Annotated in this window: 21 protein-coding genes and 1 tRNA gene; 13 read left to right on the top strand and 9 right to left on the bottom strand. The window is 65.0% G+C overall.

The window, feature by feature from the left end; all coding sequences use genetic code 11:
* Positions 1 to 27: 27 nt before the first annotated feature.
* From ACSIH6_RS30200 to ACSIH6_RS30220, 5 genes are all read right to left on the bottom strand, one after another.
* A complete protein-coding gene (locus ACSIH6_RS30200) occupies positions 28 to 2,124 on the bottom strand; it encodes a hypothetical protein (protein WP_435111733.1) in 2,097 nt (698 codons plus the stop codon).
* Positions 2,121 to 2,522, bottom strand: a complete 402-nt coding sequence (locus ACSIH6_RS30205; RefSeq protein ID WP_435111734.1) for a hypothetical protein — start codon at positions 2,520 to 2,522, stop codon at positions 2,121 to 2,123. Before ACSIH6_RS30205 ends, ACSIH6_RS30200 begins: the two co-directional genes overlap by 4 nt.
* Before the next feature lie 86 nt (positions 2,523 to 2,608).
* Positions 2,609 to 3,445, bottom strand: a complete 837-nt coding sequence (locus ACSIH6_RS30210) for a sigma-70 family RNA polymerase sigma factor (protein ID WP_435111735.1) — start codon at positions 3,443 to 3,445, stop codon at positions 2,609 to 2,611.
* Between the two features lie 517 nt (positions 3,446 to 3,962).
* The gene (locus ACSIH6_RS30215; protein ID WP_370012067.1) at positions 3,963 to 4,151 is read right to left on the bottom strand and encodes a DUF397 domain-containing protein; all 189 of its coding nucleotides are present in this window, start codon (positions 4,149 to 4,151) and stop codon (positions 3,963 to 3,965) included.
* A complete protein-coding gene (locus ACSIH6_RS30220) occupies positions 4,148 to 4,957 on the bottom strand; it encodes a Scr1 family TA system antitoxin-like transcriptional regulator (RefSeq protein ID WP_435111736.1) in 810 nt (269 codons plus the stop codon). The genes ACSIH6_RS30215 and ACSIH6_RS30220 overlap by 4 nt, the downstream gene beginning before the upstream one ends.
* Before the next feature lie 358 nt (positions 4,958 to 5,315).
* Here ACSIH6_RS30220 and ACSIH6_RS30225 point away from each other — a divergent pair, with 358 nt between their 5' ends.
* From ACSIH6_RS30225 to ACSIH6_RS30280, 12 genes are all read left to right on the top strand, one after another.
* Positions 5,316 to 5,744: an ATP-binding protein gene (locus tag ACSIH6_RS30225; RefSeq protein ID WP_435111737.1), complete on the top strand. Its 429-nt coding sequence runs from the start codon at positions 5,316 to 5,318 to the stop codon at positions 5,742 to 5,744.
* Positions 5,741 to 5,956 (top strand): hypothetical protein, encoded by a 216-nt coding sequence (locus ACSIH6_RS30230; protein ID WP_435111738.1) that lies wholly within the window; start codon positions 5,741 to 5,743, stop codon positions 5,954 to 5,956. The genes ACSIH6_RS30225 and ACSIH6_RS30230 overlap by 4 nt, the downstream gene beginning before the upstream one ends.
* An 80-nt stretch (positions 5,957 to 6,036) precedes the next feature.
* On the top strand, positions 6,037 to 6,252 hold the full coding sequence (locus tag ACSIH6_RS30235; RefSeq protein WP_435111739.1) for a hypothetical protein: 216 nt from the start codon (positions 6,037 to 6,039) through the stop codon (positions 6,250 to 6,252).
* 337 nt (positions 6,253 to 6,589) lie between these two features.
* Entirely contained in the window at positions 6,590 to 6,784 is a 195-nt protein-coding gene (locus tag ACSIH6_RS30240) for a hypothetical protein (protein WP_435111740.1), read from the top strand.
* Positions 6,768 to 7,292 (top strand): DUF6879 family protein, encoded by a 525-nt coding sequence (locus tag ACSIH6_RS30245; RefSeq protein WP_435111741.1) that lies wholly within the window; start codon positions 6,768 to 6,770, stop codon positions 7,290 to 7,292. Before ACSIH6_RS30240 ends, ACSIH6_RS30245 begins: the two co-directional genes overlap by 17 nt.
* The gene (locus ACSIH6_RS30250) at positions 7,293 to 8,150 is read left to right on the top strand and encodes a helix-turn-helix domain-containing protein (protein WP_435111742.1); all 858 of its coding nucleotides are present in this window, start codon (positions 7,293 to 7,295) and stop codon (positions 8,148 to 8,150) included.
* Positions 8,151 to 8,261: 111 nt separating this feature from the next.
* A complete protein-coding gene (locus ACSIH6_RS30255) occupies positions 8,262 to 8,420 on the top strand; it encodes an FxLD family lanthipeptide (RefSeq protein ID WP_435111743.1) in 159 nt (52 codons plus the stop codon).
* Between the two features lie 67 nt (positions 8,421 to 8,487).
* Positions 8,488 to 8,643, top strand: a complete 156-nt coding sequence (locus ACSIH6_RS30260) for an FxLD family lanthipeptide (RefSeq protein ID WP_435111744.1) — start codon at positions 8,488 to 8,490, stop codon at positions 8,641 to 8,643.
* A gap of 62 nt (positions 8,644 to 8,705) precedes the next feature.
* Positions 8,706 to 10,904: a lantibiotic dehydratase family protein gene (locus ACSIH6_RS30265; protein WP_435111745.1), complete on the top strand. Its 2,199-nt coding sequence runs from the start codon at positions 8,706 to 8,708 to the stop codon at positions 10,902 to 10,904.
* On the top strand, positions 10,901 to 12,127 hold the full coding sequence (locus ACSIH6_RS30270) for a lanthionine synthetase C family protein (protein ID WP_435111746.1): 1,227 nt from the start codon (positions 10,901 to 10,903) through the stop codon (positions 12,125 to 12,127). The genes ACSIH6_RS30265 and ACSIH6_RS30270 overlap by 4 nt, the downstream gene beginning before the upstream one ends.
* A gap of 10 nt (positions 12,128 to 12,137) precedes the next feature.
* On the top strand, positions 12,138 to 14,168 hold the full coding sequence (fxlM, locus tag ACSIH6_RS30275) for a methyltransferase, FxLD system (protein WP_435111747.1): 2,031 nt from the start codon (positions 12,138 to 12,140) through the stop codon (positions 14,166 to 14,168).
* A complete protein-coding gene (locus ACSIH6_RS30280; protein WP_435111748.1) occupies positions 14,165 to 15,250 on the top strand; it encodes a hypothetical protein in 1,086 nt (361 codons plus the stop codon). The genes fxlM and ACSIH6_RS30280 overlap by 4 nt, the downstream gene beginning before the upstream one ends.
* A 258-nt stretch (positions 15,251 to 15,508) precedes the next feature.
* On the opposite strand, the gene ACSIH6_RS30285 is transcribed toward ACSIH6_RS30280, so the two are convergent.
* From ACSIH6_RS30285 to ACSIH6_RS30295, 3 genes are all read right to left on the bottom strand, one after another.
* On the bottom strand, positions 15,509 to 17,098 hold the full coding sequence (locus ACSIH6_RS30285; RefSeq protein ID WP_435111749.1) for a hypothetical protein: 1,590 nt from the start codon (positions 17,096 to 17,098) through the stop codon (positions 15,509 to 15,511).
* A complete protein-coding gene (locus ACSIH6_RS30290) occupies positions 17,098 to 19,173 on the bottom strand; it encodes an Eco57I restriction-modification methylase domain-containing protein (protein ID WP_435111750.1) in 2,076 nt (691 codons plus the stop codon). The genes ACSIH6_RS30285 and ACSIH6_RS30290 overlap by 1 nt, the downstream gene beginning before the upstream one ends.
* A gap of 311 nt (positions 19,174 to 19,484) precedes the next feature.
* Complete coding sequence (locus ACSIH6_RS30295; protein WP_435111751.1) at positions 19,485 to 20,471, bottom strand: hypothetical protein; 987 nt, start codon at positions 20,469 to 20,471, stop codon at positions 19,485 to 19,487.
* Between the two features lie 212 nt (positions 20,472 to 20,683).
* On the opposite strand from ACSIH6_RS30295, the gene ACSIH6_RS30300 reads away from it, so the two are divergent.
* Positions 20,684 to 20,764: transfer RNA gene (locus ACSIH6_RS30300), tRNA-Arg, on the top strand.
* A 1,560-nt stretch (positions 20,765 to 22,324) separates the two neighbouring features.
* Here ACSIH6_RS30300 and ACSIH6_RS30305 read toward each other — a convergent pair.
* Positions 22,325 to 25,495: an RHS repeat domain-containing protein gene (locus ACSIH6_RS30305; protein WP_435111752.1), complete on the bottom strand. Its 3,171-nt coding sequence runs from the start codon at positions 25,493 to 25,495 to the stop codon at positions 22,325 to 22,327.
* Positions 25,496 to 25,616: the final 121 nt, after the last annotated feature.

The following is a 25,616-nucleotide window of genomic DNA, read 5'->3' on the forward strand; positions in this document are numbered from 1 at the left end:
TCCTTCTGTTCGTTCGCGGCCGGATGGTCATTCCTCGTTCTGGCCGGGCCGGGGCGGTGGGAAGAGCCCGTACTGCTTCCACACCCGCCTCGGGCTGGCGAAGAGCGCCCGCTGGCCCTTGACCTGCGGCGGTTTGCCCCACGTCAGCGCAGGCATGTTGGGCAGGTGGCGCAGCCCCGCCGAGGACTGGGGCGCAGGATCCGGTAGGCCCAGGCGTTGTACGGCGCGCCTGCCGGGCACCCGGACCGGCGGCGGGGTCGGCAGGACCCCCTGGCGCCATCTGCGCTTAGGCGGCGCGGACGGCGCGGACGGCGCCGACGACGTAGCAGGCGCGGACGGCGGGGACGGTGGGGCCGGGCGTGGGAAGAGAACTTGTTGGCCGGTCCTGGGCGAACCGGGCATGTGGCCCACCTCCAGCTCGCGGCGCACCGCTGCGGGCGGGGCCGGACGCGGTGGCGGGACCGGCGGCAGGGCGCGCGGCCCGGGCAGCGCGAGCGGACCGCGTGCACGTCCTGGCGGCCACGGCGGGCCGCCAGCCGCTCCCGGGTAGCCGCCTGCGGGTCCGGGCAGAGGGCCGCCTCCAGGAGCGGTACCTCCCGGCCACGGCCCGCCGTGGCCCCCACCGGCGGGGCCATACCCTGCGCCGCCGGGGCCGGGCAGGGCCCCACCGGGTGCGGCGGGAACAGCGCCAGCCGGGTAGCGGGGCGGGTTGTAGGGCCGGTACCACCACGCCTGCGGTTGCGGCTGCTGCATCCCAGCGGGAGGTTTGGGCGTGTAGCGGGGCAGCTTGCGGCCGGGCGTGCGCGGCGAGAGGAACTGCCACTTCAGCGACGACGCCGGGGCGGACGGCAGGCGCATGCTGCTGACCGAGCGGAACGCCATCATCCACGCGATGTTCTTCAAGATCGCGGCGATGGGCGAGGTGCCCGGGTTGGGCTGCCAGACCAGCTTCATCACCCAGGAGCCGATCCGGATCTGCACATACAGCAGGACCAGGAGCAGCATGATGTTCATCAGCCAGCCCGCGTCGCCCACGTCGGCGTCGTTGGGCGAGGCGAGCACACTGCTGGCCAGCACCACGGTCGCTTCGCGCCCGAGCCCGGTATCCAGAACCAGGCCGGGATCCGCCTCCGGCGCAGCGGAGGTCTGGCGCAGCGATCCGAAGATCGTCATCTGCCCCTCGAAGAACAGCCGGGCCATGGCGATGAACACGATCGACTGGGCGATCGGGATCGCGCACAGGCCCGCCATGGACTTCCACCACAGCTCCGCGATCCGGTTGGTCTGCGGCAGGGCGTGGAAGATCAGCAGCATCGGCGCGGCGATGGTCAACACGATGGCCATGCAGATGCGCACCGCCTCGGTGACCATCCACACCACCAGCAGCACCACCACGACCACCAGGAGCAGGATGGTGAAGACCAGCGCCTCCTCCAGGATCACCTCCATGCGGTCGCGCAGGTTCTCCGCGGCCTCGCGGGCGTCGATGCCCTGGGCCCCGATGGCCGCGGAGATCTGGTTCGAGGCCCGGATCATCTCCCGGGCCACCCACAGCGAGAAGTTCGAGGCCACGAAGGCGAACACCGCCCGGGGCAGAATGTCGGCGGCCGAATAGCGGCTCTGCACCGTCTGGTAGCCCATGGCCACGATCCCGCCCGCCACGATGAGCAGCACGAAGAGCATGTTGCTGGTGGTGAGGATGCCGTCGTGCAGAGCCTGCATCCCCTCGGTCGGCTCCGGGGTGTGGAAGGCCTTCTGCGCCAGCCACCCCAGGGCCGGGTTCAGGCCGGACACGACGAAGTCGGCGAACCAGTTCGAGACGTGACAGCCCGGATCGACCAGGCCGCAGTCGAAGACGTCCTCGTCGGCCTCCACCTCCACCGGTACCTCGGACTGCTCCCGCAGCGGCGGCTCGTCCTCGCGCTCATCCTGCGGGGGCGGGAGCGGGTCGTCGGTGATCTCCGGTTCCGGAGCCGGTGCCTCCTCCGGCTCTGGCTCGGGTTCGGGTTGGGTCCCGGGGTCTTCGGGTTCCGGGAGCGGATCGTCGGTGGGCGGCGGCAGCGGGTCGTCGGAGGGGGGCGGTTCCGGGCTGGCCGGAGCCCGCCCCCACGGCGCGGGGCTCACTCGCTGGCCCCGCCCACGCTGACGATCCACTCCACGATGTCCATGAGCACCGTGGCCAGGATCGCGATGCCATAACCGACCGCCGTTCCGGTCAGGGCGCGCTTGGCGCCGTCGATGGCGCCGACCTCGCCGTTGGCGGCCAGCCACCGCACCGCCGCGATCGTCAGGAACAGCGTCCCCAACGCTGACGCGAGGGCGATGATGACCATGCGGATGCGGTTCACGACCTGGCGCAGCTCGGTGGTCTCCTCCTCAGCCGACTCCGCAGTGGCCTCGGCAGCCCACACCCACGCCGCGTCGTCACCCGCCATCACCCACCACACGGCGAGCACACCCGCCGCCACGACCACCGCCGCCCACCGGACCACGTGCTGCCCTGCCCCTGAAGCTGCTGTCACCTGTTCCCCCTCGACGTCCTCGGCTCCCGGCCGGGCACTGGACACCCGGTGCTGTGCGCCGAAGCCCAGTGCCCGTATCTGGTCCCCTAAGAAGCCACCGGCAGAGGCGAATGCGACAACGACTTCCCAAGAACCGGTGCGGTCGCCAACAGCCGCAAAGTCGCACGTTCGCGGACGTGCGGAACTTCAGAACGGACCAGGGCGTCAGCGACCACCACCTCACCCGCGTGCACCGCCGATACCAGCCGGGCTTCCGCGCGTTCGCGGCGCTTGGCCAGCGTCTTGTAGGACACCCCGGCCTGCTCCGCGACCGCGGCCAAAGGGGCGTTCTCCAACCTGGTCCGGGCGATCAGACACGCCTCCGCCCGCGAGAGGACGCCCACCCGCACCGCGGACACCAGCAACAGGTCCGGGCTGGCCTGAACCCCCGGGTCGAGGGCCTCCTGCCGTCCCGGGTCCCCAGTCGGGACCGGCGCCTGCTGCTCGTGCCTGCGTGCCGAGAGCGCGACGCGGTGCGCGGGCCGGGTCAGGTACCAGACCAGCCGGGCGTAGTTCAGGTTGATGGTGCGGACCCGGTGGACCACCTCGGACACGATCGCGGACTCCACCGCGTCCACCCCGTCCGCGGTCAGGCCCCGACAAGCCCTCCCGGCCGTGGACCGCAGAACGGGCAGGCACAGCCCGAGCGCTCCGACCATCCAGTCCTGGGACAGGCGGGCGGCGCGGATGGTGTGCCGCCAGACCGCGTCGCGCACCTCGTGCGGGGTGCCCTCATCCATCAGGACATCGCGCAGCTCGTACAAGGAGTAGATGCGGTTCTGGAGCCAGGGGTGGACGTCGGTCCCCCGCAGGGTCAGGTGGGTGGATGATAGGCGGACGAAGCCAGTCTCGACGACTGCCAGCGGTGACGGTGCAAAAACCACGGATGCCCCCTCGGATGCGAGCGAGAAATGACATCCGCATGCAACAAGGTGGCGTTCTCAGGCAGGGTTCACAACGGGTTCACCGCGTATTCGGGAGCCACTCAGTGAGCACTCAATTCGTGGTCACGAGGGCAAAGAATCAGCCAAGGGGGCGCGAGCCACACACTCGCGAGGCCCTCGCAGCACCAGCAGTGAACCTCATCTGAACCCGCTCCCACCTGCGCATACACTAGAACGGGCAGGCGGTGGGGGGTCGTCTCCGGGCAGCACCCATCGGCAGGACGGCCGGAGGACCGGCGTTTTTTCAGAACACGCTCAACGGCAGAACCCAACCGGGGACGTTCTCAAACGGGAGAGCTCTTGTTAACGCTTCTTCCTTGCGGGGCATGAGTGCGGGAATGAAGCACACCGGGACCTTTGGTCCTGGTGGGGCGCCGTGGCTTATCAGTAGCCTGGCCGCGCAGACAGAACCGCCCCCGCCTCCTGGCCTGGCGGGGGCGGTTCACTCCTCCTGGGGCTACCGGGAGAATGCAGCGCCGAGGAACGCGCTCCACTCGCCGCCGGAGAAGGACAGGCAGCCCAGGTCCCGGTTCTGCGTGTCCCTGACGAGGACAGCCTCCGGAACCGCAGTCTCGTTGACCTCGACGCACTCGCCCTGGGCTCCGCTGTAGCTGGACTTGTGCCACCCGCTGGTCAGGTCGATCACTCCAAGCCTCCCATGGCTCTCGAAATCACATCATGTGAGGCTACAGGGGGTAGCGCCCACGTTTGCAGCTCCCCGTACACGGCCAGAAGCCGCGTCACGGTGTCTCCGCCGAGCAGTTCGCCGCCGGAGGCGTGCTCGACTTCGACAAGCGTCTCGCGCTCTTTGAAGGACAGCAGCCGGAACGGGCCAGCGGCTCCCCCGTAGTACGGGGTGTCCGCTGGCAGGATCAAGATTCTCACGACCCCGGCGGAGTCCAGATCGAGGAGATGCCCCAGCTGCTCCTTCATCACCGCGGGCGAGCCGACACGGGCTCGAACGACCGCCTCAGCGAGGATCGCGACCAGACGCGGATTGTTCATCCCCCTCAGCGCGTCGAGGCGGCTGACCCTCAGGTCCACGAGCCGGTCGATTTCCTCGGACGTGTCCAGGGGACGACCGTCTCGGAAGATCTGACGTGCGTAGTCGGGCGTTTGGAACATACCCGGAACAAGGGCGGGGTTCCATATCTGGATCCCGGACGCCTGCTCTTCAGCCGTGACGATCTTTCGGTGCCAGTCGGGGTCCTCCTCGGCCCGCTTCGCATCTGTCCAGCGACGGAGAAGGTCACCGTTTGTACCGAACAAGGCCTCCGCCTCGTTGAGAAAGTCCCTTTTTGGCGACCGATAGGCGTTCTCGTATTTACTGATGGTTGACGCACCGTATCCGGTCGCCTCGGCCGCCTGCTCCAGCGTAAGCCCACGCCGGTCGCGCAGCCTGCGGAGCTCCTTCCCGAAGGTGGTCCATGCTGACAGCGTCTTCTCAGGCATGGGTAGAACTTTACAGAGGCTCTCTACATTCCTGTACGGGTTCCACCAACTAGCAGTCGATGCACGTAAAGGCATTGAGGTGGAGCATCTCGCCTTGGACGATGGGCACCCCGGCGGAAAGCGCCGGCCATAGGAAACCCCGGCGACTGTGCCACCAGCCCCGGGAACGGCTCCCACCGAACACTCCAGAGGTGAGAACGTGGCAAATCCTACCGAATCAGGGATTCCGTCCAGCACTACGCACACCCGTCTGCAAGAAGACGGAGCCCGGTTTCACGGAGAGCTTCCGAACATCTTCCAGCGGGCTAGTGAAGTGCAGCCCGCTCCGGAACTCGGCCTGTCGGCTGGTGAGGCTGTTGTGGTCACTGCCCACTCCCGGAGGGCGCAGACGGTCGCGCGCAGGTCCTTCCCCGGAGTCCCGGACTCGGTGGCGGACGTCCGCGACTGGGTTGAGCAGACCTGCGTGCAGTGGCAGGTCCACGTCCCGGAGGTGCTCACTCTGGTGGCCTCCGAGTTGACCTCCAACGCGATCGCCCATACCCACAGCGGTCTGCCGGGCGGGCAGTTCGCTACCCGTCTTCTGCTCTACCCGGACCGCATGCGGTTGGAGGTGCGCGACGCCGGTCCCCTGTCCGGCCGGACCCCGTTGCGCCGTACCCCCGCCCTCACCGCCGAGCACGGCCGGGGACTGGTGCTCGTGGACGCCCTCGCCACCGACTGGGGGCGACTGCCCGCAGGAACCGGGACCTTCGCCGAACTCACGCAAGTGCCGGGGAGGAGTGAATGAGGCTCCCGCGACGCACCCGCTCCCGCCCTCTGGTCGTCCGTGCTCCGACTGACTTCGACGACACCCGGTGGCGCGCCGCCCAGCAGGGCTATGTCCTGACCCGCCAGAAACGCTTGCTGGGAGCGGTGTACGCGCTCACCTCGCTTGACGGAGACACCGCGATCCTCCACGACCTCGGGGAGGTTCGCGCCTTCCTCGACCGGCCCTCATGACCGCGTGCGGAGGCAGCCCCGTAGCCCGCCCTGCAACCGCGCCCTCATCGACCGCACCGGACACCAACGGAAAGCGCCTCATGCCCGACTACCGCGACCTCCTCATCGACAGCCCCGACGTCCTCACCCCTGGCGAAGTCGCCGCCCTGTTCAACATCCGCACCCGCAGCCTCCACCGAGGCGACTGGGACCGCGTCCTCCAACCCTTCCGCACCCCCGGCGGAGCACGCCGCTACCCCAAGGAACACATCGCCGCCCTCCTGCACCAGCCGGAGAATTCCGTCCCCACCCCGTAGAGCCGCCACGAGCCGGTCCGCGCATCCTCGTGGGGAGCCCGGACCAGGTAAGACACATGGCAGCCGAAGAGCCACTGCCGGAGGTGACCGTCTACGAGGCGGTCGTGGTGTACCTACACGCGCCTCGGGCTCCGGGACGGAGCAGCCTTCCGCTGGAAGGTGGCATAACCAGCTGCGCCCCCGGCTTCCACCGAATCACCGCTCCACACAAACAGCGCGCGACCGTCCGCGCAGTCCGGGTTTATTCCCAGGCAGGAATATCCGGCCAGAGATTGACCGGGCCCGAACACCTCTCTAATGTGAATTCCGTTTCGACCCTTTCGGAAAGGGCCATGCCATGAAGTTCGAGAAGCTCTCCGGCGACTGCAACCGGGATGACTGCCCGGGAATCTACTCCACCGACAACGGGACCGTCGTCGTGCAGGGCGCGCTCCTGACCGACACCACCGGCCTCACCCCCTCACAGGGAGAGGCCGCGGTCGAGATCCCCACGCACCTGATCGAGGAGGCCGCCCGTGCGCTTGGAAGGTGACGCCTGGCGGGAGTTCTTCGACTCCTTCCAGCGCGAGGCGTTCCGGCTGGAGACCCTGCCCAGCTACACCGTGCCCGAGGAGGAAGAGGAACTGCGCCGGTTCCTGGCCGGGGAGACCCGACCGGCCGAAGAGCTGCACACCGACAGCTACCTGCTCCGCGTGCGCAACCACGTCGAGTCCGGACGCCGGATCCGGCGGGTCCACACCCTGACCAGTCCCCTCGGCGACCACCTGAGGTTCCAGTTCGAGTGGGGGTACGCCTTCAGCGTGCAGGCCGGTGAAGAGGTCAACATCCTCGACTTCGTCACCACCCCCGACCCCGGCCTGCCCCGCCAGGACTTCTGGCTCTTCGACGACACCCGCGTGGTGCTCATGCACTACGCTGCCGACGGAACCCAGACCGGCCGGGAACTCCTGGAGGGGGCCGATCCCGCCCCCTACGTCGCCTACAAGAACCTGGCCCTGGAGCACGCCGTCCCCTTCACCGAGTACTACAAGGCCGACTGATTGACGCTTGAGCCCGACCGTGCCCAACAGCCGCGCAGCGAGCTGGCGGAGGCCCTTCGCAGCCTCCGCCGCGCCTCGGGGCTGACCGGCGCGCGGCTCGCCGTCCGCAGCGGGATGAGCCAGGCCAAAGTCAGCAAGATCGAGAACGGCCGCGTACTGCCCTCCGCGCTGGACGTCGAGCGCATCCTGCATGCGCTCGACGTTCCGCCCGGGGAGGAGGAGGCCGCGCGCCTACTGGAGCTGGCCCGTGTAGCCAACACCGACTACCAGGGTTTTCGTACCGCGCTCCAGCGCGGTCTCGGGGAGACCCAGCGGGACCTGGCCGCGATCGAGGCCTCGGCGTCCACCATCCGCTTCTTCCTGCCCTGCATGATCACCGGGCTTTTGCAGACCCCGGACTACGCGCGTCAGACCCTGTCGCACACGCTGGTGAACCGCGGTGCGAGCTGGGAGACGGCGCTCGCTCGGCGCCTGGAGCGTCAGACGGTGCTCTACGACGAGGGCAAGCGCTTCGTGTTCGTCCTGACCGAGGCTGCGCTGCGCTGGCCGCTGTGCCGTCCGGAGGCGATGGCGGTGCAGATGGACCGGATCGCCTCGCTCAGCGAACTGCCCAGCGTGGACATCCGCGTCGTGCCCGCCGATCCTCCCGTGCCCAGCGGCCCTCTCAACGGGTTCACCGTCTACGACGACCGCCTGGTGACCGTCGAGGTGTTCACAGGCAAGCTCGCCCTGCGCGACCCGAAGGACATCTCCTACAGCATGGAGATATTCGCCTTCTTCCACGAACACGCGCTCGAAGGCGAAAACACCAGGTCATTCCTGCGCGGTCTCGCCCAGGAATACCGCAACCGGGCATAACCGGCACCACTGCGGACGAATTTATTCCCTGGCGGGAAACACCTTCACCTGTCTCTTGCGGGTCCCTAATCTGAGCTGTGCTCACAGGCCCCCATGAGAAAGGAAAGACCTGTGCAGAACACGCAGGACAGCCCCGGCCAGGAATCTCCCTTCGCCCTCGACATCCGGCTGATCGAGAACAGCGACTCCCTGGCCCAGCTGATCAACCTCACCGACGACGGCTGCGGAACCAGCTGCCCCACCACGTGCGTCACCAGCACCTCGGCCTGAACGACGCTTCCCCGACTCTGCCGGGCCCCTGATCCGTTCACCGTCGCCAGCACTCACGGGAGAGTTCATGCACCTGACCGAGCCCCTCAACACCGAACCGTCCGAGCCGCTGTCCCTGGACCTTCGCCTCATCGCATCGGTCCCCTCCATACAGCCGTTTCCCGCCAGTGACGACGGCTGCGGCTCCAGCTGCCCGGACGCGTGCGTCAGTACCGCGAACTGATCCGCACGGTCGGCACCGGTCCCGGACGCCGGTGCCGACCAGCGCTCCTGGGAGGAGGGGAGATGGCTTCCGGCGAGGAGCAGCACGTGGGTTGGCGTGTGGTCGGCCGACCGCTGGTGCGGGCGAGCCTGCTCGACGACCTGCCGACGGACGGTGTACCGGACCTGAGCGGCAGTGACCCGCGTCCGTGGTTGGCATGGCTGCACCGCGCGCGGAAGCACCTGGGTCTGGCCGAGGCGATCCGGCACGCCTCGCCCGACCTGGCGGCCGGTGTGGAGGCTCTGCTCGACCAAGATCCGGCCGCGGTGCGGATACGCCGGGTGCGGAAGGTGACCGCTTCCGTCCTGCGGTACGTGCTGCGGGCCGACGGCCGCGCCACTCCCTTCGGGCTGTTCGCCGGCGTGGCCGCCGCGACCTTCTCCGAACGCTCACAGGTGGTGTGGGGCGGCGCGCACCGGAAGGTGGTCTCTCCGGGCGGGGCATGGGTGGCCGAGGTCGTCAGCGCGCTGGAGGCCCTGCCTGCGGTGTGCGACCACCTGCTGGTCGTCGCCAACAACACCGCCGTCGAAGAGCGCGGACACCTCGTCGTGCCCCAGTACGCGCGCCCCGACCCGGGTGCGCCGGGAGCGGACACGGAGCAGGTCGAGGTCCGTATCAGCAGCGCCGTACGCCTGGTCCTGGAAGCAGCACGTCAGCCCGTGTCATGGTCGACGCTCCGGGCCAAGCTGGCCGCTGAGTACCCCGATGAACCTGCCGTGAGCACTAACGCCATGCTGGCCCGACTGGTCCAGGCGCGGGCGCTACTCACCTCTCTTGCCCCTGCGTCCACCGAAACCGACCCCCTCGGTTGCCTCGTCTCTTCCCTCGCTCAGAGCAACAGCTGCGCTCTGCCCGAAACCCGACCGCTGGTGTCGCTTCTCCAGGAGGCTCACACTGCGGTGGAGGAGCACAACCACGGTGGCGGGTCTAGCACGTTGAGGACGGCCGACGAGGCGGTCGGGCGCGTGTCTCGGGTCCAGCCGTTGGGGGTGGACGTGCGGGTGGACGCCGGCCTGGCTCTGCCCGTGGCGGTGGCGCGCGCGGCAGAGCAGGCCGCGCACATGCTGACCGTCCTGTCCCCTTACCCGGACGGGCTGCCCGCGTGGCGCACGTACCGAGAACGCTTCGCCGACCGGTACGGCGACGCGCTCGTGCCCGTCCCCGAGGTCGTGCACCCCCAGACGGGGCTGGGTTTCCCTTACGGCTACGCCACCGCTGACACCGAAGGCCGCGCCAGGCCCCTCACTGACCGCGACCGTTGGCTGCTGGAGCAGGCCCAAGCCGCCGCTCTGGACGGTCGGCGGGAGATCAGCGCAGACGCGCTCCTGGACGAGCTGGCTGCCCGACACTTCGCGCCGCCTCCTGGGCACACGGAACTGAACCTGCGCGTGGAGTCACCCTCACGAGCCGCGCTGGACAGCGGCCGGTTCCGCGTCGCGGTGCTGGGCGCCTCCCGCAGCGCGGCCACCATGGCGGGACGCTTCGCCGCCCTGGCCGGTATTCGGAACGACCTACGCGAAGCCGTCTCGCACACCACCTCCGCCGGGGCGGTTCCGGTGCAGTTGTCGTTCCCGCCGCTGCGAGCCCGCAGCGCCCATCTGGTCCGCTCGGGGAGACTGCTCGATCACGTCGTCAGCGTGGGCGAATACCCCGGTCCAGGACCAGGGCAGCTGGGTGTGGACGATCTCGCGGTCGGGTGCGATGACGACGGTCTCTTCCTGTTCTCACGCGCCCTGGCGCGCAGGGTTGAGCCTGTCGTGCCGCACGCGTTGAACCTGCGCTACGCCCCGCCGCTGGCCCGGTTCCTGGCCGAACTCCCCCGCGCCGGACGCGCGGTGGTCATCGGGTTCGACTGGGGCACCGCCTCCACGTTGCCGTTCCTGCCCCGTGTGCGCTCGGGCAACGTGGTCCTGGCCAACGCCCGGTGGCGCGTCAGGGCCGCCGACCTTCCCCCGCGTACCGCGTCGTGGCCGCGGTGGCGGCGAGAGTGGGCGCTCTGGGCTGAGCGCCGCAATCTGCCCGGCGTGGTGGATCTGGGCAAGGGCGACCAGCGTCTGCGCCTGGACCTTGCCGAGCCTGCGCACCTGTTCCTGCTGCGCGCCCAGGTGGACAAGGAAGGCGGCACGGTTCTCACCGAGGCTCCCGACCCGCGCTCGTCCGGATGGTGCGACGGGCGGCCGACCGAGGTTCTCGTTCAGCTCTGCCGGAAGGAGGCCGCGTGAACACCACGATCACCGAAGCGACGGAGATAGCGGGACTGGTGGCTGACCGCCTGGCCACACCTGGGCAGGGCCGTGCTCTGGTCGGAGACCGGTGGTGGCCCCAGTCCCTGGCGCACGGCGCGGTCGGGGTGGCGCTGTTGCACATCGAACGCGCCCGCACCGGTCACGGTTCGTGGGAACGCGTCCAGCGGTGGCTGGAGTGCGCGGTCGCCGAGGACGTGGACTCCTCCCCCAGCGCGCACCTGTACTACGGCGCACCTGCGGTGGCGTTCGTCCTGCACCGGGCTTCAGCGGTCCGCCCTGGGTATGAGCGTGAGCTTGCCCGGCTGAACAGGACCGTGGACCGGATCGTGCTCTCCCGCCTGGAACAGGCGCACGCGCGGATGAACGCCGGTGAGCTTGCGCTGCTTTCGGAGTTCGACACCATCCGAGGCCTGACCGGGCTAGGCGCCCTGCTCCTGGCCCGCGACCCGCAGGGCTCGCTCCTCCGGGACCTGCTGGCTTACCTGGTGCGGTTGACCGAACCGGTCACCGTCCACGGCCGTATGCTTCCCGGCTGGTGGAGTCCGGTCGGCCCGGGAGGAAGGGTCGATGCTGCTTTCCCTGGCGGGCACGCCAACACCGGCATGGCCCACGGCATCGCCGGTCCCCTGACACTCCTCGCGACCGCCCTGCGGCGCGGGATCGAGGTGGACGGACACGTGGAAGCGATCGAGCGCATCCTGGGCTGGCTCGACACCTGGCAACGCTCGTCTCCGGCCGGGGCGTGGTGGCCGTACTGGATCACCCGCGCCCAACTCGACGGAACCTGCGGCCTGGTCGGCCCACAGCGGCCGTCGTGGTGCTACGGCGCTGCGGGCGTGGCCCGCGCGCAGCTGCTCGCGGCTGACGACCTGGGGGACCAGCGGCGCTACGCCGTGGCGCAGAGCACTCTCGCCCGCGTCTTCACCGACATTTCCACGTCACCGACGGCGCTGGACTCTTCGCTGTGCCACGGCCGTACCGGTCTGGCGGTGCTCGCCCACGCCACCGCGCTGGGCAACGCCCCCGGGCTGTGCGCTTCGTTCTCAGACGGTGATGCCGCTTCGGTGGCGGACGGCTTGCTCACTGGAACCGGAATCGGCCTGCTGGAGGGGGCAGCCGGTATCGCCACCGCCCTGCACACGCTGCACACACCCTCCCCCGACATGGGTTGGGCCGTCTTTCTTCTCCTCGACCACTAGGAGCACCACGTTGACGGGTGACGAGCAGCCGCAGATCCTCATCCAGTGGGCCGACTGGGCCGCCGCCGAACACTGGGGCGTTCACGGCCTGGGCCCGGCTCTCGAAGGAGCGCGCAAGGAGGGGCTCATCCCGGCGTGGTGGTTCGTCCGTAAGAAGCCCCACTGGCGGCTGCGCTACGCCGGAGGCCGCCCGGCCCGGCAGTTCCTGGACACCGAACTACAGCGCCTCCACCGCGAGGGCGCCGTGGCCAGGTGGGTGCACGGCATCTACGAGCCCGAGAACGAGGTTTTCGGCGGAGCGGCGGGGATGGCTCTGGCTCACGCCGTGTTCTGTGAGGACAGCCGCCACCTCCTCGCCTACCTGAGGCGCCGCGACGCGACGTCCGGCACGGAACTCGGCCGCCGTGAACTCACCCTCCTGCTCGGCAGTGCCTTCCTGCGCGGAGCACGGCTGGACTGGTTCGAGCAGGCCGACGTCTGGGCCAAGGTCACCGCTCTACGCGCCCTTCCCGAGCCCTTCCGTCCGGAAAAGGAGCTGCTCTCCTCGGCGCGCACCCTCATGACCCTCAACCCGCGCCCCCTTACCGTTTCGGGACCGCTGCACCACACCAGCAGCTGGGCGCAGGTATTCACCGCGGCCGGAGCCGCCTTGGCCGACCTCGCCGCCCAAGGCAGGTTGAACCGGGGCCTGCGCGCGGTGTGTGCCCACTACCTGATTTTCGCCTTCAACCGGTGGGGCCTGCCCTACCGGGACCAGCACATCCTGTCCACCACCGCCAGAGAGGCCACCATGACCGACACCACCCACCGCACCACGCCCGAGTCCGCGGAGATCCTGCGCGAGGACCTCATCCGGCAGCTACGGGAGAACGGTGTCCTCACCACCCCGGCGGTGGAGGAGGCGTTCCGCTCGGTACCGCGCCACGCCTTCGTCCCCAACGCCACCCTGGAGGAGGCCTACACCAACGCCCCCGTGCACATCAAGCACGACGACAACGGCGCCTCCATCAGCTGCGGCTCCCAACCCGGAGTCGTCGCGACCATGCTGGAACAGGCCCAGCTCGAACCCGGCATGCGCGTACTGGAACTGGGTGCGGGCACCGGCTATAATGCCGCCCTCATCGGTCACCTGGTCGGACCGACCGGATCGGTCACCACCATCGACGTCGACCAGGACCTGGTCGAGGGTGCCCGCGCCCGGCTGAAGGAGAACGGCGCCACCAACGTCACGGTGGTCTTGGGCGACGGTGCGCTCGGCCACCCCGACGCAGCCGCGTTCGACCGGGTGATCGCCACAGTGGGATGTCACGACGTGCCCCGCGCCTGGGTGGACCAGCTCGCCCCCGGCGGCAGGCTCATCGCCCCGGTGCGCATCGCCGGAGACGTCTCCCGCTCCATCGTCTTCGAAGCCCGCGGCGACCACTGGGTTTCCGTGGACAGCCAGCTGTGCACGTTCATGCCCCTGCGCGGCGGAGGCGTGGGTGACGACCCGCGCCGCATCCTGGCTCTGGACGGCGACGGGACGGTTCTGCTCCAGTCCAACCAGGACCAGAGCATCGCACCCGAGCAAGTGGACCACGTGCTCGCCGAACCCTCCGCCACCACATGGACGGGGGTGGACTTCGGCAAGGGCCAGCCCCTGGACCCGATGTGGCTGTGGCTGGCCACCCGTTTGAACAACCGCGTCTCACGCATGCCGGTCCAGCCTCAGGCCGTGACCAGCGGCCTGATCTCCCCCGGACTGCCTTGGGGTGACATGGCCAGCGTCCCCGTGGGCGAGCGGGGGCTGGCGTACTTGACGATGCGCCCGGTGGATGGCCAGCAGGGGCGTCACGAGGTCGGCGTCATCGGACACGCCCCCGCCGGGCAGAAGCTGGCCAAGCAGATGGCCGAACACATCCGGGCCTGGGAACCCCACCGCACCGAGGAACTCTCCTTCGCCCTGCATTACAGCCCTGTCCCGGAACCCTCCACCGTGACCCGACGGGTGCTGGCGCGGACCCACTCCACCCTGATGGTCTCCTGGGGCGAGCCCGCATGAGGTTCGCGCACTGGTTCCCGCTCATCCCCCGGCCGCGCCCGCCCGCGGACAGCCTGAACGCGCGCGTCGAACGCCTCACCGCGGCGGGACGGACCGCGCGGTTCGGTTCGGGTGAGGAAGCCCTAGCTGCCGCCGCGCAGGTCTACAACGGCGCAGCGCTGCTCGCCTCCGACGTCGGACTGCCCGAGCTGGCTCGCGACTGGTGCTGGGAACATGCCCAGGCATGCCTAACGCACCTGCCGCTGAACGCCGCCATGGCCCAACGCGCTCTGGAGCCGGTGGTCAACCTGGCCCGGCTCCGTATCCGAGCGGGCAACGGCACAGAAGCCTTCGCGATGCTCATCGCCCTGCGCGAAGGGGTGCGCACGGCCACGACCACCGTGATCGACGGACATGAACTCCCCCTGGATCGGATCACCGCCTCCGGCAAAGACCGGGCGGAGCTGCACCGCTGGCTGTGGACGGTGTTTCTGGGAGACGGGATGCGGGCCCTGGCTACTGAAGGCAGATGGCAGGAGGCTGCTGAGCAGGCTCGGCAGCACGGCGGGATCGGTGACCGTCTTTTTGACGGCCGCCAGGTCGCCGTCATCGCCGCGCTCACCGGGGGTGATCCGAGAACTGCGCTGGCCATGGCCGAGGACAGCGAGGTTCGGGAACCGTGGGAGAGAGCCGTCCGGGCGAATCTCGTCCTGTGGTGTCACAGGGAATCCGGCGAGGCCACGACCACCGACGCTGATGCGGTCCTGGGTCGTGTCCGTGACGTCGACAGCAACCAGGCCGTGTTCACGACACGACTCGGGATCGTCGCAATGGAACTACTCGGGGATCTCCAAGGGGATACTTCCGAACTCGCTTCACAGCTGGTTGTCGACATCGTCCGCGCACAGGACGGCTACCCGGCCCGGGATCTGCTCACCGCGTGGAAGGGAAAGCTTTCATCCGATCAGGTGGGCAGCTTGATCCCTGTACTCAAATCCTCCGGCCTTGGCCAGCAAATCTTTCCTAACCAGCTGTTCCACGAGCTCCACACTGCGATCAATGAAGCGAGCCGAAGACTCGGCGATCACTCGGTTCTTACATGACAGACGGTCCCCGTAGCGGAAAAGCTACGGGGACCTACCTTTATACGGAGGGCAGAGAACCTCGAACCCGACGTCCGTGCGTTCCCTGGCTAACCCAAAAACTCCAGGACCTGACTCTGCCCCGGGTCTACGCGGCCCGTCCGGAGTGACTCTCTCAACGGCTGGATCAACTCTGCCTTCGACCTAAAGCATGCTGAGACACTCAAGGGCAGGAAGCTCATCTCCTTGGCAAGCCGGGGAAGCAACTTCCAGAGTTAATTACTCTACGGTTACTGTAGACGCGAGAAGACCAGTCCTGGACTCGAGCTCACGTGCAACTTGCACACGACGCTGCGCCTGGGATGGCTTGGGAAGAATAGATTTCAACTCAGTCTGTACATTTCGAAGCCACCCCCCCCAAGCTTCATTCCAGTTGCTCACAGCAGCTGCAACAACACTGGAGTCAACCGGGATCGCGAACTCCCCAGTAAAATTTGGATTAACAGTCAATAGGGCAACTAGAGCCTGAGAATGCGCTTCACTTGGAGTGTCCATCAGCTTATTTGAACCAATGAGAACGTCTCCCTGGTCAAGCAGGGTCTCGCCAAGAGTTACTGGAAGCACTTCATGGGCAGGCACATCTAGGATGATGGTCATCTCCATCGATCCCTCCTCAGCTGGGAGAAAATCTCCAATCTTAGGTGGGATCCCATGATCAATCAGGATACGCGCCGCGATAGGCGCAGGATCAAAAACAGTCCTGCGAACTGCCTTCTGCTGCTGCTCTCGACCACTCACCGTGCGCTGAGTGCGCTCCATGACCAGGTCTCTGATAGATCGTTCGACAGCACGAGCAGCATCATCGGCATCAGGACCAAATAGGTACCTCATCGCCCACGAATCAAATTCTTGGCGATCAGCTTGACGGAGTTCATCGTCAATTGGTAGCACCGGACGGGCAGACAAGCGTTCGAAGAGTTCAACCAGATCCTCCGCTTGCGAATTTGTAAATTTCAACGGATTGATGATTGGCATCTGCTCAAGTTCGCGGATATATGTGTGAAGGACTCCGTCCCCGCCTCCTCTCCGTCCATACACCTCTGCCATAAGATTTGTCCACGTAAGATTAGCAACCGCCGCGAAGGCACGAGGAACGGAAAGTTCCGCAGGTGGGGCTGAGTAAATAAAGTTATCTGGGATCAGAATATCTGCTGCAAGCGTTGGCGCATAGTGTCGCTCTCCCCTGCCCTTGACCCAACAAACCCTTCCTGGACCAGTGGAGATCCTGGGCACTTGGAACCACACGGGCCTAACGCGAACTTGAGAGCGCTGAGCAGGAATACCCCCAGCTCGCCGGCTTCCTTCTTTAGCTGGAAAGTCGGTAGTCTCACCATAGTGAATATAGGAAAGCACATGAGCCCACCGCTTGAGTTCTATTTCGCTCTTCGTCTCCTGCAGATAAAGCATTCGCCAGGGATCAGTGTCCTCGACTTTAACATCGATTCGCCCTTCCAGGATCCCTGGGCGGCGGACCATAGGTTTGAGGGCCTCACGTTCAATAACGTGTAGAGCCTGCCTACCATCCCGAACAACTGTGAGGCGCTGTCGATCTCGTTGAGACCTCAGGCCCATTCGGGCCATGATCGTTGGATCAGCAATTTCCTCAAGGCAAAAATAACCTACAACCCGGGTGGGAATTCCGGACTTGGCAGGCGCAATATCGCCTAGGCGAATGAGCTTAGAATCTGCCTTGCGGCGCAACGCTCCAATACTCGGCGGTTCGACGAGACATGCACCCCAGAATGAACCGAGTTTACCAGGGAATGCATGCTTAGCACCAAGGATTCGAAAATCCACTCCGCCAGACATTATTTCTCCTCGCTAGAATTACCAGCATCGCGCCCAGAATCCACCAATTGAGCCTGCGGAAATACTCGGATATCCCACCGGAGATCCTCGCCTACATCAAAAGTAGTTTCCAGAATCTCATCGATTACATCCTCTCCTCGCTTGCCACGCGAAAAGTCCATTTCCAAGAGATCAGACAAAGGCTGCTTAAAGCGCACGAAACGAACCAGGTGATCTTCTGGCATGTTCGGGTTTGGCATATGCGAGAACCTTGCAGTAGGCTCTTCTACCTTTTCCGCAAGGATGATTACGGTATTCTGCTTCGCAGCAAACCATCGTTCCACCCTGCTATCGATAATAGCATGCACCTTGAAATATCGAGAGAGGAAGGCGAGCACAGCATCTCCATATTCAGAGGCCAGCAGGCTCCATGAAACAATAAAACCCAGCCGCCCACCAGGCCGCAAATACATATGCGCACCCGCGATGAAAAACGCCCATATGTCAGCCTTGCCAGTGAAATTTGGATAGGTCGTTTGAGTCTTATTAAAGTGGTTCTGAAGGAATTCAAGAACCTCCTGACGCTCTTCAGGGGTGCGGTTTTCGAATCTGATATATGGAGGGTTTCCGACTACGGCATCTACGTGCTTCGGGTACTTAAGGCGACCCACTGAAGGGAGAGTCAGCGGGCTCTGATATCCGGGGTAAGTATCAAAAAAGTCGGCGCGAAATACACGAGGATAAGCAGACGTTGCTGAGGAGTCAGCAAGCGTCAAGTTGAATCCAGTTAGGGAAGCAGCAAACTCCGCCAGCTCAACGGCGTAAACTTCCTCAAGCGCCTGTTCATGTGTTGACCCAAGAGCCCTTTTTCGATCGTAACACATTGTAACGAATGTACCGGCACCAGAAGATGGATCTAGAACAACGTCTGCAGGCTCCCGCACAGCATATGCAGTAATCAGCTCTACGACTGTATCAGGGGTGTAATGAACTCCCATGACATGCCTGTGCTCGTCGTCAAGGAGAGACTCATAAAGTCCCGGAACATAGGATGCTGGGGCTTCCCAATCAGCACCTTTAACTACATCAATTAGCTTACCCCAGCGTTCTCCGGTGTCGCGAGTGGAACTTTCGCCATCGACAAACACGATGTCATCGAGGTCTGTGGAAGAGAATTGAACTTCAAAGTCGCCCGTCTTTCGTCGTGCGTGCTCGTACAAACTTCGCAGATCGCTAGCGACTCTCCTGGGATCAGACGTGTTTCGGGCGATCTCCAGGGCATCCAACTCAAAGCTGGTTCCATCCGGGCGTGTAGCTGTTGCCAAGGCTTGGTAAAGCATAAGGCGCGTGGAGATAACAAACGCAGATATGGTTGCTACCTGCTCGGATTCCGAAATGAAATTATCCACGTTCCCGTGCGGGTCAAGTGAAATTTCAACACCAAACTGGGAACGGAAGATATCCAGAGTTTTCTCTCGGAAGTCGTTATCCTTCGCCGATTCACGGATTCGCTCGGACGCCTCTTCCGCCACGTCAGCAATGGAGCTCTTCAGTTCGGAAGCTTGTGGTGGTAGTTTCTTCTCTCCCTTCTTACGATACATCTTCTTTCGATATATTTCAGAAAATTCATCCAGAAATGCCCGCCAATTCGTGCGCATTTCATCTCGGCGAGCATGGGCAAAGCGGGAATGACTCAGGTCATGAGCTATTTCAAAACTCAGAATCGGATCGGACTGACTAGGCCCTTTTTTCGTTTCCCAGAGTATAATTTCACGAAAGTTGCATGTTAGAAAAAAGGGAAGACCCCGACCAACTGCTTTCTTCCAGGCATCAACTAGAAGCTCTGGGGAATTTGCCTGAGCCACCTCTGGACGCTTCATTTCCACGCTTGCCAGCGCAGATTTCTTTGATCGAATAGTCAGATCACATCGTTTGGTTCCACCAGAACTCTGATCGAATACGTGCTCTTCAACGTCGGCGTGATAGAAGATGGGGTCAATTCCATCACTTTCGAGCTTCTCCGCCCTGGATTCCGTTGGCGCACTAAACCAGCCCGCAAGAGTACGTTCGTCAGTAATTGCCTTGGCTTTTGCCACGCCGACTATCCTTACTTCCTAGTACAGCCGTTCGCTGCCTTGCCCTCGCATCGACTCGTGTTGCGCCAGGCTTCTGAGACAGCTTCCACAGGTTGTCGGAACCAGGGGCTCCACTACCGTCGTTACAGCACTAGGATAGCCGTCTCACCTAGATGAGACGATCCCCTAATCCACATAGGCGCCTTTGCCTCCGTCTCAACCCCAGTTTGATCACAGCCGACGCCACTGAGGTCCAAGCCGAACAGACCGACCGGCTCCTCCACGCCCACCTTCTCAGGTGCAAGAGACTGTTTTTTAGAAGTGGGGAACGGTTAGGAGGTCTCCAGGTCGCTGGTGGTGCGCACCCCAGGCTTGTGCAGAGCAGCCAGTGACACATACCGCTGTCCCATCGTCCACGCCCACGGACGACCGGAGGAGGCCACCGTGTCATTGACCACCGGCGCCTCCAACACCACAGTCTCGGCATCCTCTGGGCCGGAGAGCAGGAACACCATGTACTCTTCGCCCTCCTCCCGTTCCCCTGCCTCCAAGGCTCTACGGATCACAGCCCCGATACGCGCATCGGTCCCGCTGTTGGCCTCACGCCGGTCGGCCTCGGCGTAAGTGAACGGCACTCGGTCCTCGCAGGCTTCGATACGGGCGATCTCGGGCTTGATGGCCTGCTGGGCGTAGAAGCCCATGTGGGTCAACCCGTCCCGGAAGGAACGGCGGGGCTGGCAGATGTAGGCGCCGGTGTCCAGGTACTCGTCGTAGGCCAGGTCGGCGGCGACGATGACCACCTCGTCGGTGGTGAGCAGGCCGTCGTTGTCGAACAGGGCCTGCAGTTCCCGCAGCAGGAACCGGTCCCGCTCCGACGGGGCGAGCAGGGCATCGTCCAGGACCGCAGTGATGGCATCGTGCAACGCGGCGAAGTTGAACCACACCACCCGCTGATCCGCCAAGGAGGCGGTCACCGGCGGCTGTGTCGCATCGGGGGTGAGGACGAACAGCAACTGTCCCGGCCCCTCCCCCAGGGCCTTCAGATGGGCGCGCAGTTGCTTCTCGTCGACCGTGCCGCGGGCGGTCTTGACCTCGAACAGGTAGGTGAAGTCAGCGGAGATCCGGGCGTCGGGGACCGAGCCCGCGCCGGTCGCGGGCTGGTTAGTGAAGGCGACCGTCTCCAGGGTGGACTCGCCGGAGGCCCGGGAGAGGATCTCCTCGGTCAGGGACAGGCCGACGCGTTCGAAGACCGCGAGCATGGAGGAGGTGATGCGGTTCTCGCCCTGGCGGTAGGTGGAGAACAACGGAGTGAACGACATGGGCACCATCTCCTGGGGGTGTGGGTAGTCATCTCTTCACCGTGTGACGGAAGATGGCTTCCCGCTCGTGAGGACCTCGCGAGGTGCCATCGGACGCCGCCACGGGCCCGTGTGTGCTCCGATTATGCTCCGCTGTTCCGGACTGGGACGACACCGGGCGGCACCTCTTGACACGAAACGATGGCGATGGTCGGATGGATAGGGACGAAACGGCACCGTGTGGCACGTATAGGCACGAAAGCACCGGACTTCTAATCCGATGGTCGCAGGTTCGAATCCTGCCGGGTGCGCCACAAAACCCCAGGTCAAACGGGGTGCGCGAGTCGAACAGGCGAGGCGCCGGTCCCGGATCGGGGCCTGAAATGCTCCCCGTGTGCTCCGCAGTGCAAGGTCCAGTACAGGTGGGCACCCACCTCGCGGAGCACTTTGCCATCCCGTGACCCTACGGGCCCGAACCAAGGAACGCCCCCGGGTCTGCCCGCCAGCGCCCCACAGCCGCCGCAGGACCGGCGATCCCGGCCCACGGGACCTGGGGCCGCCCACCGGCCGGATACGGCCAATGCGGCCGAAGCCCTTACCCCACCGAGCCTCGCACGCCACAATCAGATGGCATCAACAAAGCATGAGAAGAACGAGGCGGCGTCGCCAACACCGCGGACGAAGACACCCTCCGGTGGTGCTGTTGTCCAGAGCCCGAACGTACACGTAGTCCTCCCTGCGGCTCACCAGGTGGACTGGCCAATTCGCGTCAGTGCCCTCCACCCGAATCAGCAGCGCATGAGCAGCCCGACATCCCTCGCCCGATGGGTGTGGGCCCCACCGGCTCGTCCGGGATCATCAGGCTCATGGGCGTATGCAACTGTGGGCCGTATTCGACGGGGAGAACGCCCTCGAACTCACATGATCCGCCTCGCAGCGATTTGACACCTACGCCGCGAGTTCGGCCCACCCTGGTTCCAGAAGGTACCGCCCACATCGAGATCCGACTCCAAAAGGAATTCTGGACTCGGGAGACATCCGACATGGTGGGCAACCCCATCAACGAACACCAGGATGACAGGATCACGCTTCCACCGGAGGGGCCTCCGGCGCGCGATCCCAAGCCTTCCGCAAGGCCGTCGAGTACCACACCCAAGCGATCCTCGACGGCCGGGAGCGCCCTTCCGAACGCGGATAGTGTGATGCCTTTGACTTGCCCACAACAAACCGCCGATGGGCCAAACAGATCCTCAAGGCAGCAGAAGCACGCGCGAACGAGCACGACACCATCACGCTGCCGCATCCTCAATTTTTCTCCACCTGGGCGCAAGACTCTGATCGACTGGCGTTCGGAGTCTTCCACTGCTTCAATGCCCGCTATCCAGTGAGAAATAACCCTAGGAGAACAGCCAAACAAGAGAAAAGAGGAAACACATAACGAAAGAGGATCCGATTAGCAAGTCAAGCCATTTGGGTGCTGTTGAGTTACGACTGACAAGAAAAACTTTGGCCAGTAGGGCGATGGCCCCGATGGCCATGAGTGCGAAGGTTGCGGGGACTATCAGCATCTCTCCTAAGGGTCACCAGGGAAGCTTCCTGGTGACCCACTTTTTCCATCAACAATCTAGAAGATCAGTATCCCAGGGACATCCACAAGACATAGGACCAACCACTCAGCAAAAAAACGGAAGCAATCAGCCAAAATCCAATCTCTGCTTTCTCTATTTCCTTCCCCTGGCTCGACAAACGACGCACACGCACCGTGCAGACGAAAGCGAACACGATCAAAAAAAATGAAGCGATAGAAATCATTCTTACTCGTTTTGTTGTGGGCAACCGACGGGGAAGCCGGTTGCCCTGCCTGTGGTATCAGATCAGCACGACATCATCCCGTGGATCGATCCGCCGATTCCTACAATCGTGATTCCCAGCATGATGGCAGGGAGCGCAACACCACCCGTAGCAACTCCGGCAGCGATCGCTGCCACGCCATAAGCTCCATACGCGTACGACGCCATACCCCCGACAAATCCAGCGATTCCCCACCCGCAGGAAGCGTTAAGGCCCGTAGGGTCCATCTTGTTGATCGGGTCGCAGGCCGCGTAGGCGTAGTTGTTGAGTTCCTGCCGGGACGGGTCCGGCTGGGTGAAGCCCAGCGTGAACGTGCTGTGGAACCGGTGGTTCAGATGCACCGTGCCGTCCTGGAACTGGTAGGCGCCGGTGAATCCGAACGGACTCAACGCCGCCGCCTCGGTCCCCTCCAGGCTCTCAGAGGCGCGCTCGCCGTAGGGGCTGTAGTCATAGACCACGTCCGGGGACTCAGCCTCCGACCCCTCAGAGGTGAGAGCCAGCACGGTGTTCTGGTGGTCGAGGGTGTAGTGGAAGCGCTCGTTGCCGTCCCAGGCCACCATGGAGACCAGACGGCCCTCGGGGTCGCGCACGAAGCTGGTGCGCTCGCCGGCGGAGGCGATGTTGGTGACCCCCAGGGCGGTGTTGGACAGCTGCCGCTCCACCCGGGTGCCCTCGTGCACGTCGGTGACGCCGCGCATCTGGGTCTGGTCGGTGGTGTCATAGCTCAGCCACGAGGCCAGCTCGCCCTCACCGTCATCAGAGCGCAGCGTCTGGTTGGTCACCGAGTACTCATAGACGTACTCACCCCGCGAGGTCATGTTCCCGGCCTCGTCGTGGCCCACCTCGGCCCCGCGAGCGCTGGTGGGCTGGTCGGCGTCGTTGTAGGCGAACTCCTCGGCCCCGGCGGTGAGCAGGTTGCCAACGTCGTCGTAGGTGTAGTCGGTGGTGCCGTCACTGGTGAGGCGGTCCAGACCGTCGTAGGTGAAGGTCTCGGTCTCACCGCCGATGGTGCGCGACTGGAGCTGGTCGCTGTCGACTCCGTCGTCGTCGTAGGAGTAGACAGCCTCCACCAGGGCCTGGTCGGCGGCTCCGGTGGTGGTGATACCGGTCAACCGCCCCGAGTCGTCATAGGCGCGCTCCTCCACAGCTCCGTCCGGGTGTTCGATGGACGTGCGGCGGTTGTTCTCGTCGCTGGTGAAGGTGGTCTCAGCACCGGTGTGGTCGGTGAGCGAGGTCAACCGGAACGCGGCGTCGTAGCCATACGTCGTGGTCTTACCGTGTTCGACCATCTCAGTGACGTTGCCCGCGGCGTCGTAGGCGTAGGTGGTCGTCTCGCTCCCGCTGCTGTCGGTGCGCACGGTTTGGAGCAGGTCACCGCGGCCGTTGTAGGAGTGCTCCACGCTCGCCTGGTCGGTGTGCGTGGCCACCTGGCGGCCGTTGCCGTCGTAGTCGATGGCCTGGAGCAGGTCACCGCCCTGGGAGATGGACACGATCCGGTCCAGCCGGTCGTAGCCGTACTCCAGCCTCACACCGTTGCCGTCGGTGACCGAGGTGACCCGCGACAACGCGTCGTAACCGTACTCGGTGGTGCCCATCGGCCCCGGCTCGTCCATCGCCGTCATGTTCCCGGCGCGGTCGTAGGAGTAGCTGGTGGTGTTGCCGCCTGCGTCGGTGACCTCGTCCACCAGCCCGTTGGAGTGGTAGGCGATGTCGGTGACCTCGATGTCCATCTCCTCCTGGACGGCGGAGGTGAGGTTACCAGCGTCGTCGTAGGACATCTCCAGCGTGTCCCCGTCCGGGGTGGTCACGCTGGTGGGCTTGGCCGGGTTGGCGGTGTCGGTGAACCCGACCGAGGTCGCGGCTCCCGTGGGCAGTTCGGTGCCGATGAGGTTGTTGAACTCATCGTGCTCGTAGGTCACCGAGGCTTGCAGGGCGTCGGTGGTGGTGGCCACGTCCGAGTTCGCCGTCCAGGTCTGGGAGCGGGTGTTGCCGACCTGGTCGGTCGCCGAGGTTTGCCGTCCCCGGTCGTCGAACTCCAGGGTGGACTCGCCACCTTCGGGGTCGGTGACCGTGGTCTGGGTGTTGGACGAGGATTCGTCGGCGTAGGAGTAGGTGGTGGTGGCTCCGTCCTCGCTGCCGTCGGGCACGGTCAGGCTGGAGACCTGGTCGTTGTCGTTGTAGGCGATTTTCCACACCGCGCCGGTAGCGTCGGTGACCGACGTCAGGAGTTTGCCATTGAGACCGCTCTTGCCTTGTCGGTAACCGAACTCCAGCTCTTGGCCTGCTCGGTCGGTGAATGCGATCAAACTGTTGCTGACCTTGTCGTCCCAGGTACGGGATACGGCGGTCTCACCGGTGGGATCGGTGATGGTGGGCAGAACCCAGCGATCCCAGGTGAAGGTAGTGATCCGCTCCTGGGTGTCCACGATCGAAACCAGTTCGCCGTCGCTGTCGTAGCGCATGTGGTTCGTGTTGCCGTTGCGGTCGGCCTGGGAGTGCAACCAGCCGTTGGTGGTGAAGGTCCACACTTGGTCTTCGTACTCGCCGCGGTGGAAAGTCAACTCATAGCGGCCGTTGTCCAACTCCTCCAGATCGGCGTTGACTCCCGAAGGCGGAGTGTAGGAGCCGTTTTCTTCGAGGGTGAAAGTCGCGCAGTAACCGGAAGGCCCCTGGAAGATAACGTCGTCTCTGAAAGTTGACAGTCCCACGTCTTGGCCGTGGGACAGGCTCCAGCCACCGTAAGAGAGCTCGGAGTTGTAGAAACTGGAGATTGACAGATCCAGTCCAGTGCCAGCCATGGTCAGGTCGCGGTGACGCAGGACGAGGTTGCCGCCCTGGGTGTTGACCGTCAGTTCCATGCGGTCACTGATCTGGTGGCGCTCCAGGGGGTACCAGGACTGGATGCCACGGTTGCTACCGTCGTCACAGGTAAATGCCTGTGCCTCGGAATTTTCAGCGAACGACTCTGCTTCAGAGTCGGCTCCGGGCGGGGTCCAGGGTTCGTTGGGCGGTTCTCCGCCGACGGGTTCGGTGTTGGCCTCGCCCGGCTCCCAGGTGTCGGGGACCGGAACGGTGCGATCACGCGGGGAGTGGGGGTCGGTGTCGGCCAGGGCCGGGGGTGCGGACAGCAGCCCCAGCACGAGGGTGGAGGCGGCCGTGGCGGCCGTCAGGGACCAGGGGATGTGCCTTCTCACGAGGGGGATCGCTCCCAGGGGTTGGGATGTGCACGGGTAACACCCGGACACACGACCCTCAAGAGTTGGGGCGGTCTCCGGGTGATTCAGGCACGGTGACGTTACGTTCAGCGGCAGCAAG

It is taken from the genome of Nocardiopsis synnemataformans (assembly GCF_965343085.1).
Taxonomy (GTDB): domain Bacteria; phylum Actinomycetota; class Actinomycetes; order Streptosporangiales; family Streptosporangiaceae; genus Nocardiopsis; species Nocardiopsis alborubida.

What these genes read in the sequence shown, in the direction of transcription:
- ACSIH6_RS30265 (WP_435111745.1), top strand. Translation starts at nt 8,706, where the DNA reads ATGGCTTCCGGCGAGGAGCAGCACGTGGGTTGGCGTGTGGTCGGCCGA.
- ACSIH6_RS30260 (WP_435111744.1), top strand. Translation starts at nt 8,488, where the DNA reads ATGCACCTGACCGAGCCCCTCAACACCGAACCGTCCGAGCCGCTGTCC.
- ACSIH6_RS30230 (WP_435111738.1), top strand. Translation starts at nt 5,741, where the DNA reads ATGAGGCTCCCGCGACGCACCCGCTCCCGCCCTCTGGTCGTCCGTGCT.
- ACSIH6_RS30285 (WP_435111749.1), bottom strand. Translation starts at nt 17,098, where the DNA reads ATGTCTGGCGGAGTGGATTTTCGAATCCTTGGTGCTAAGCATGCATTC.
- ACSIH6_RS30280 (WP_435111748.1), top strand. Translation starts at nt 14,165, where the DNA reads ATGAGGTTCGCGCACTGGTTCCCGCTCATCCCCCGGCCGCGCCCGCCC.
- ACSIH6_RS30295 (WP_435111751.1), bottom strand. Translation starts at nt 20,471, where the DNA reads ATGTCGTTCACTCCGTTGTTCTCCACCTACCGCCAGGGCGAGAACCGC.
- ACSIH6_RS30235 (WP_435111739.1), top strand. Translation starts at nt 6,037, where the DNA reads ATGCCCGACTACCGCGACCTCCTCATCGACAGCCCCGACGTCCTCACC.
- ACSIH6_RS30240 (WP_435111740.1), top strand. Translation starts at nt 6,590, where the DNA reads ATGAAGTTCGAGAAGCTCTCCGGCGACTGCAACCGGGATGACTGCCCG.
- ACSIH6_RS30220 (WP_435111736.1), bottom strand. Translation starts at nt 4,957, where the DNA reads ATGCCTGAGAAGACGCTGTCAGCATGGACCACCTTCGGGAAGGAGCTC.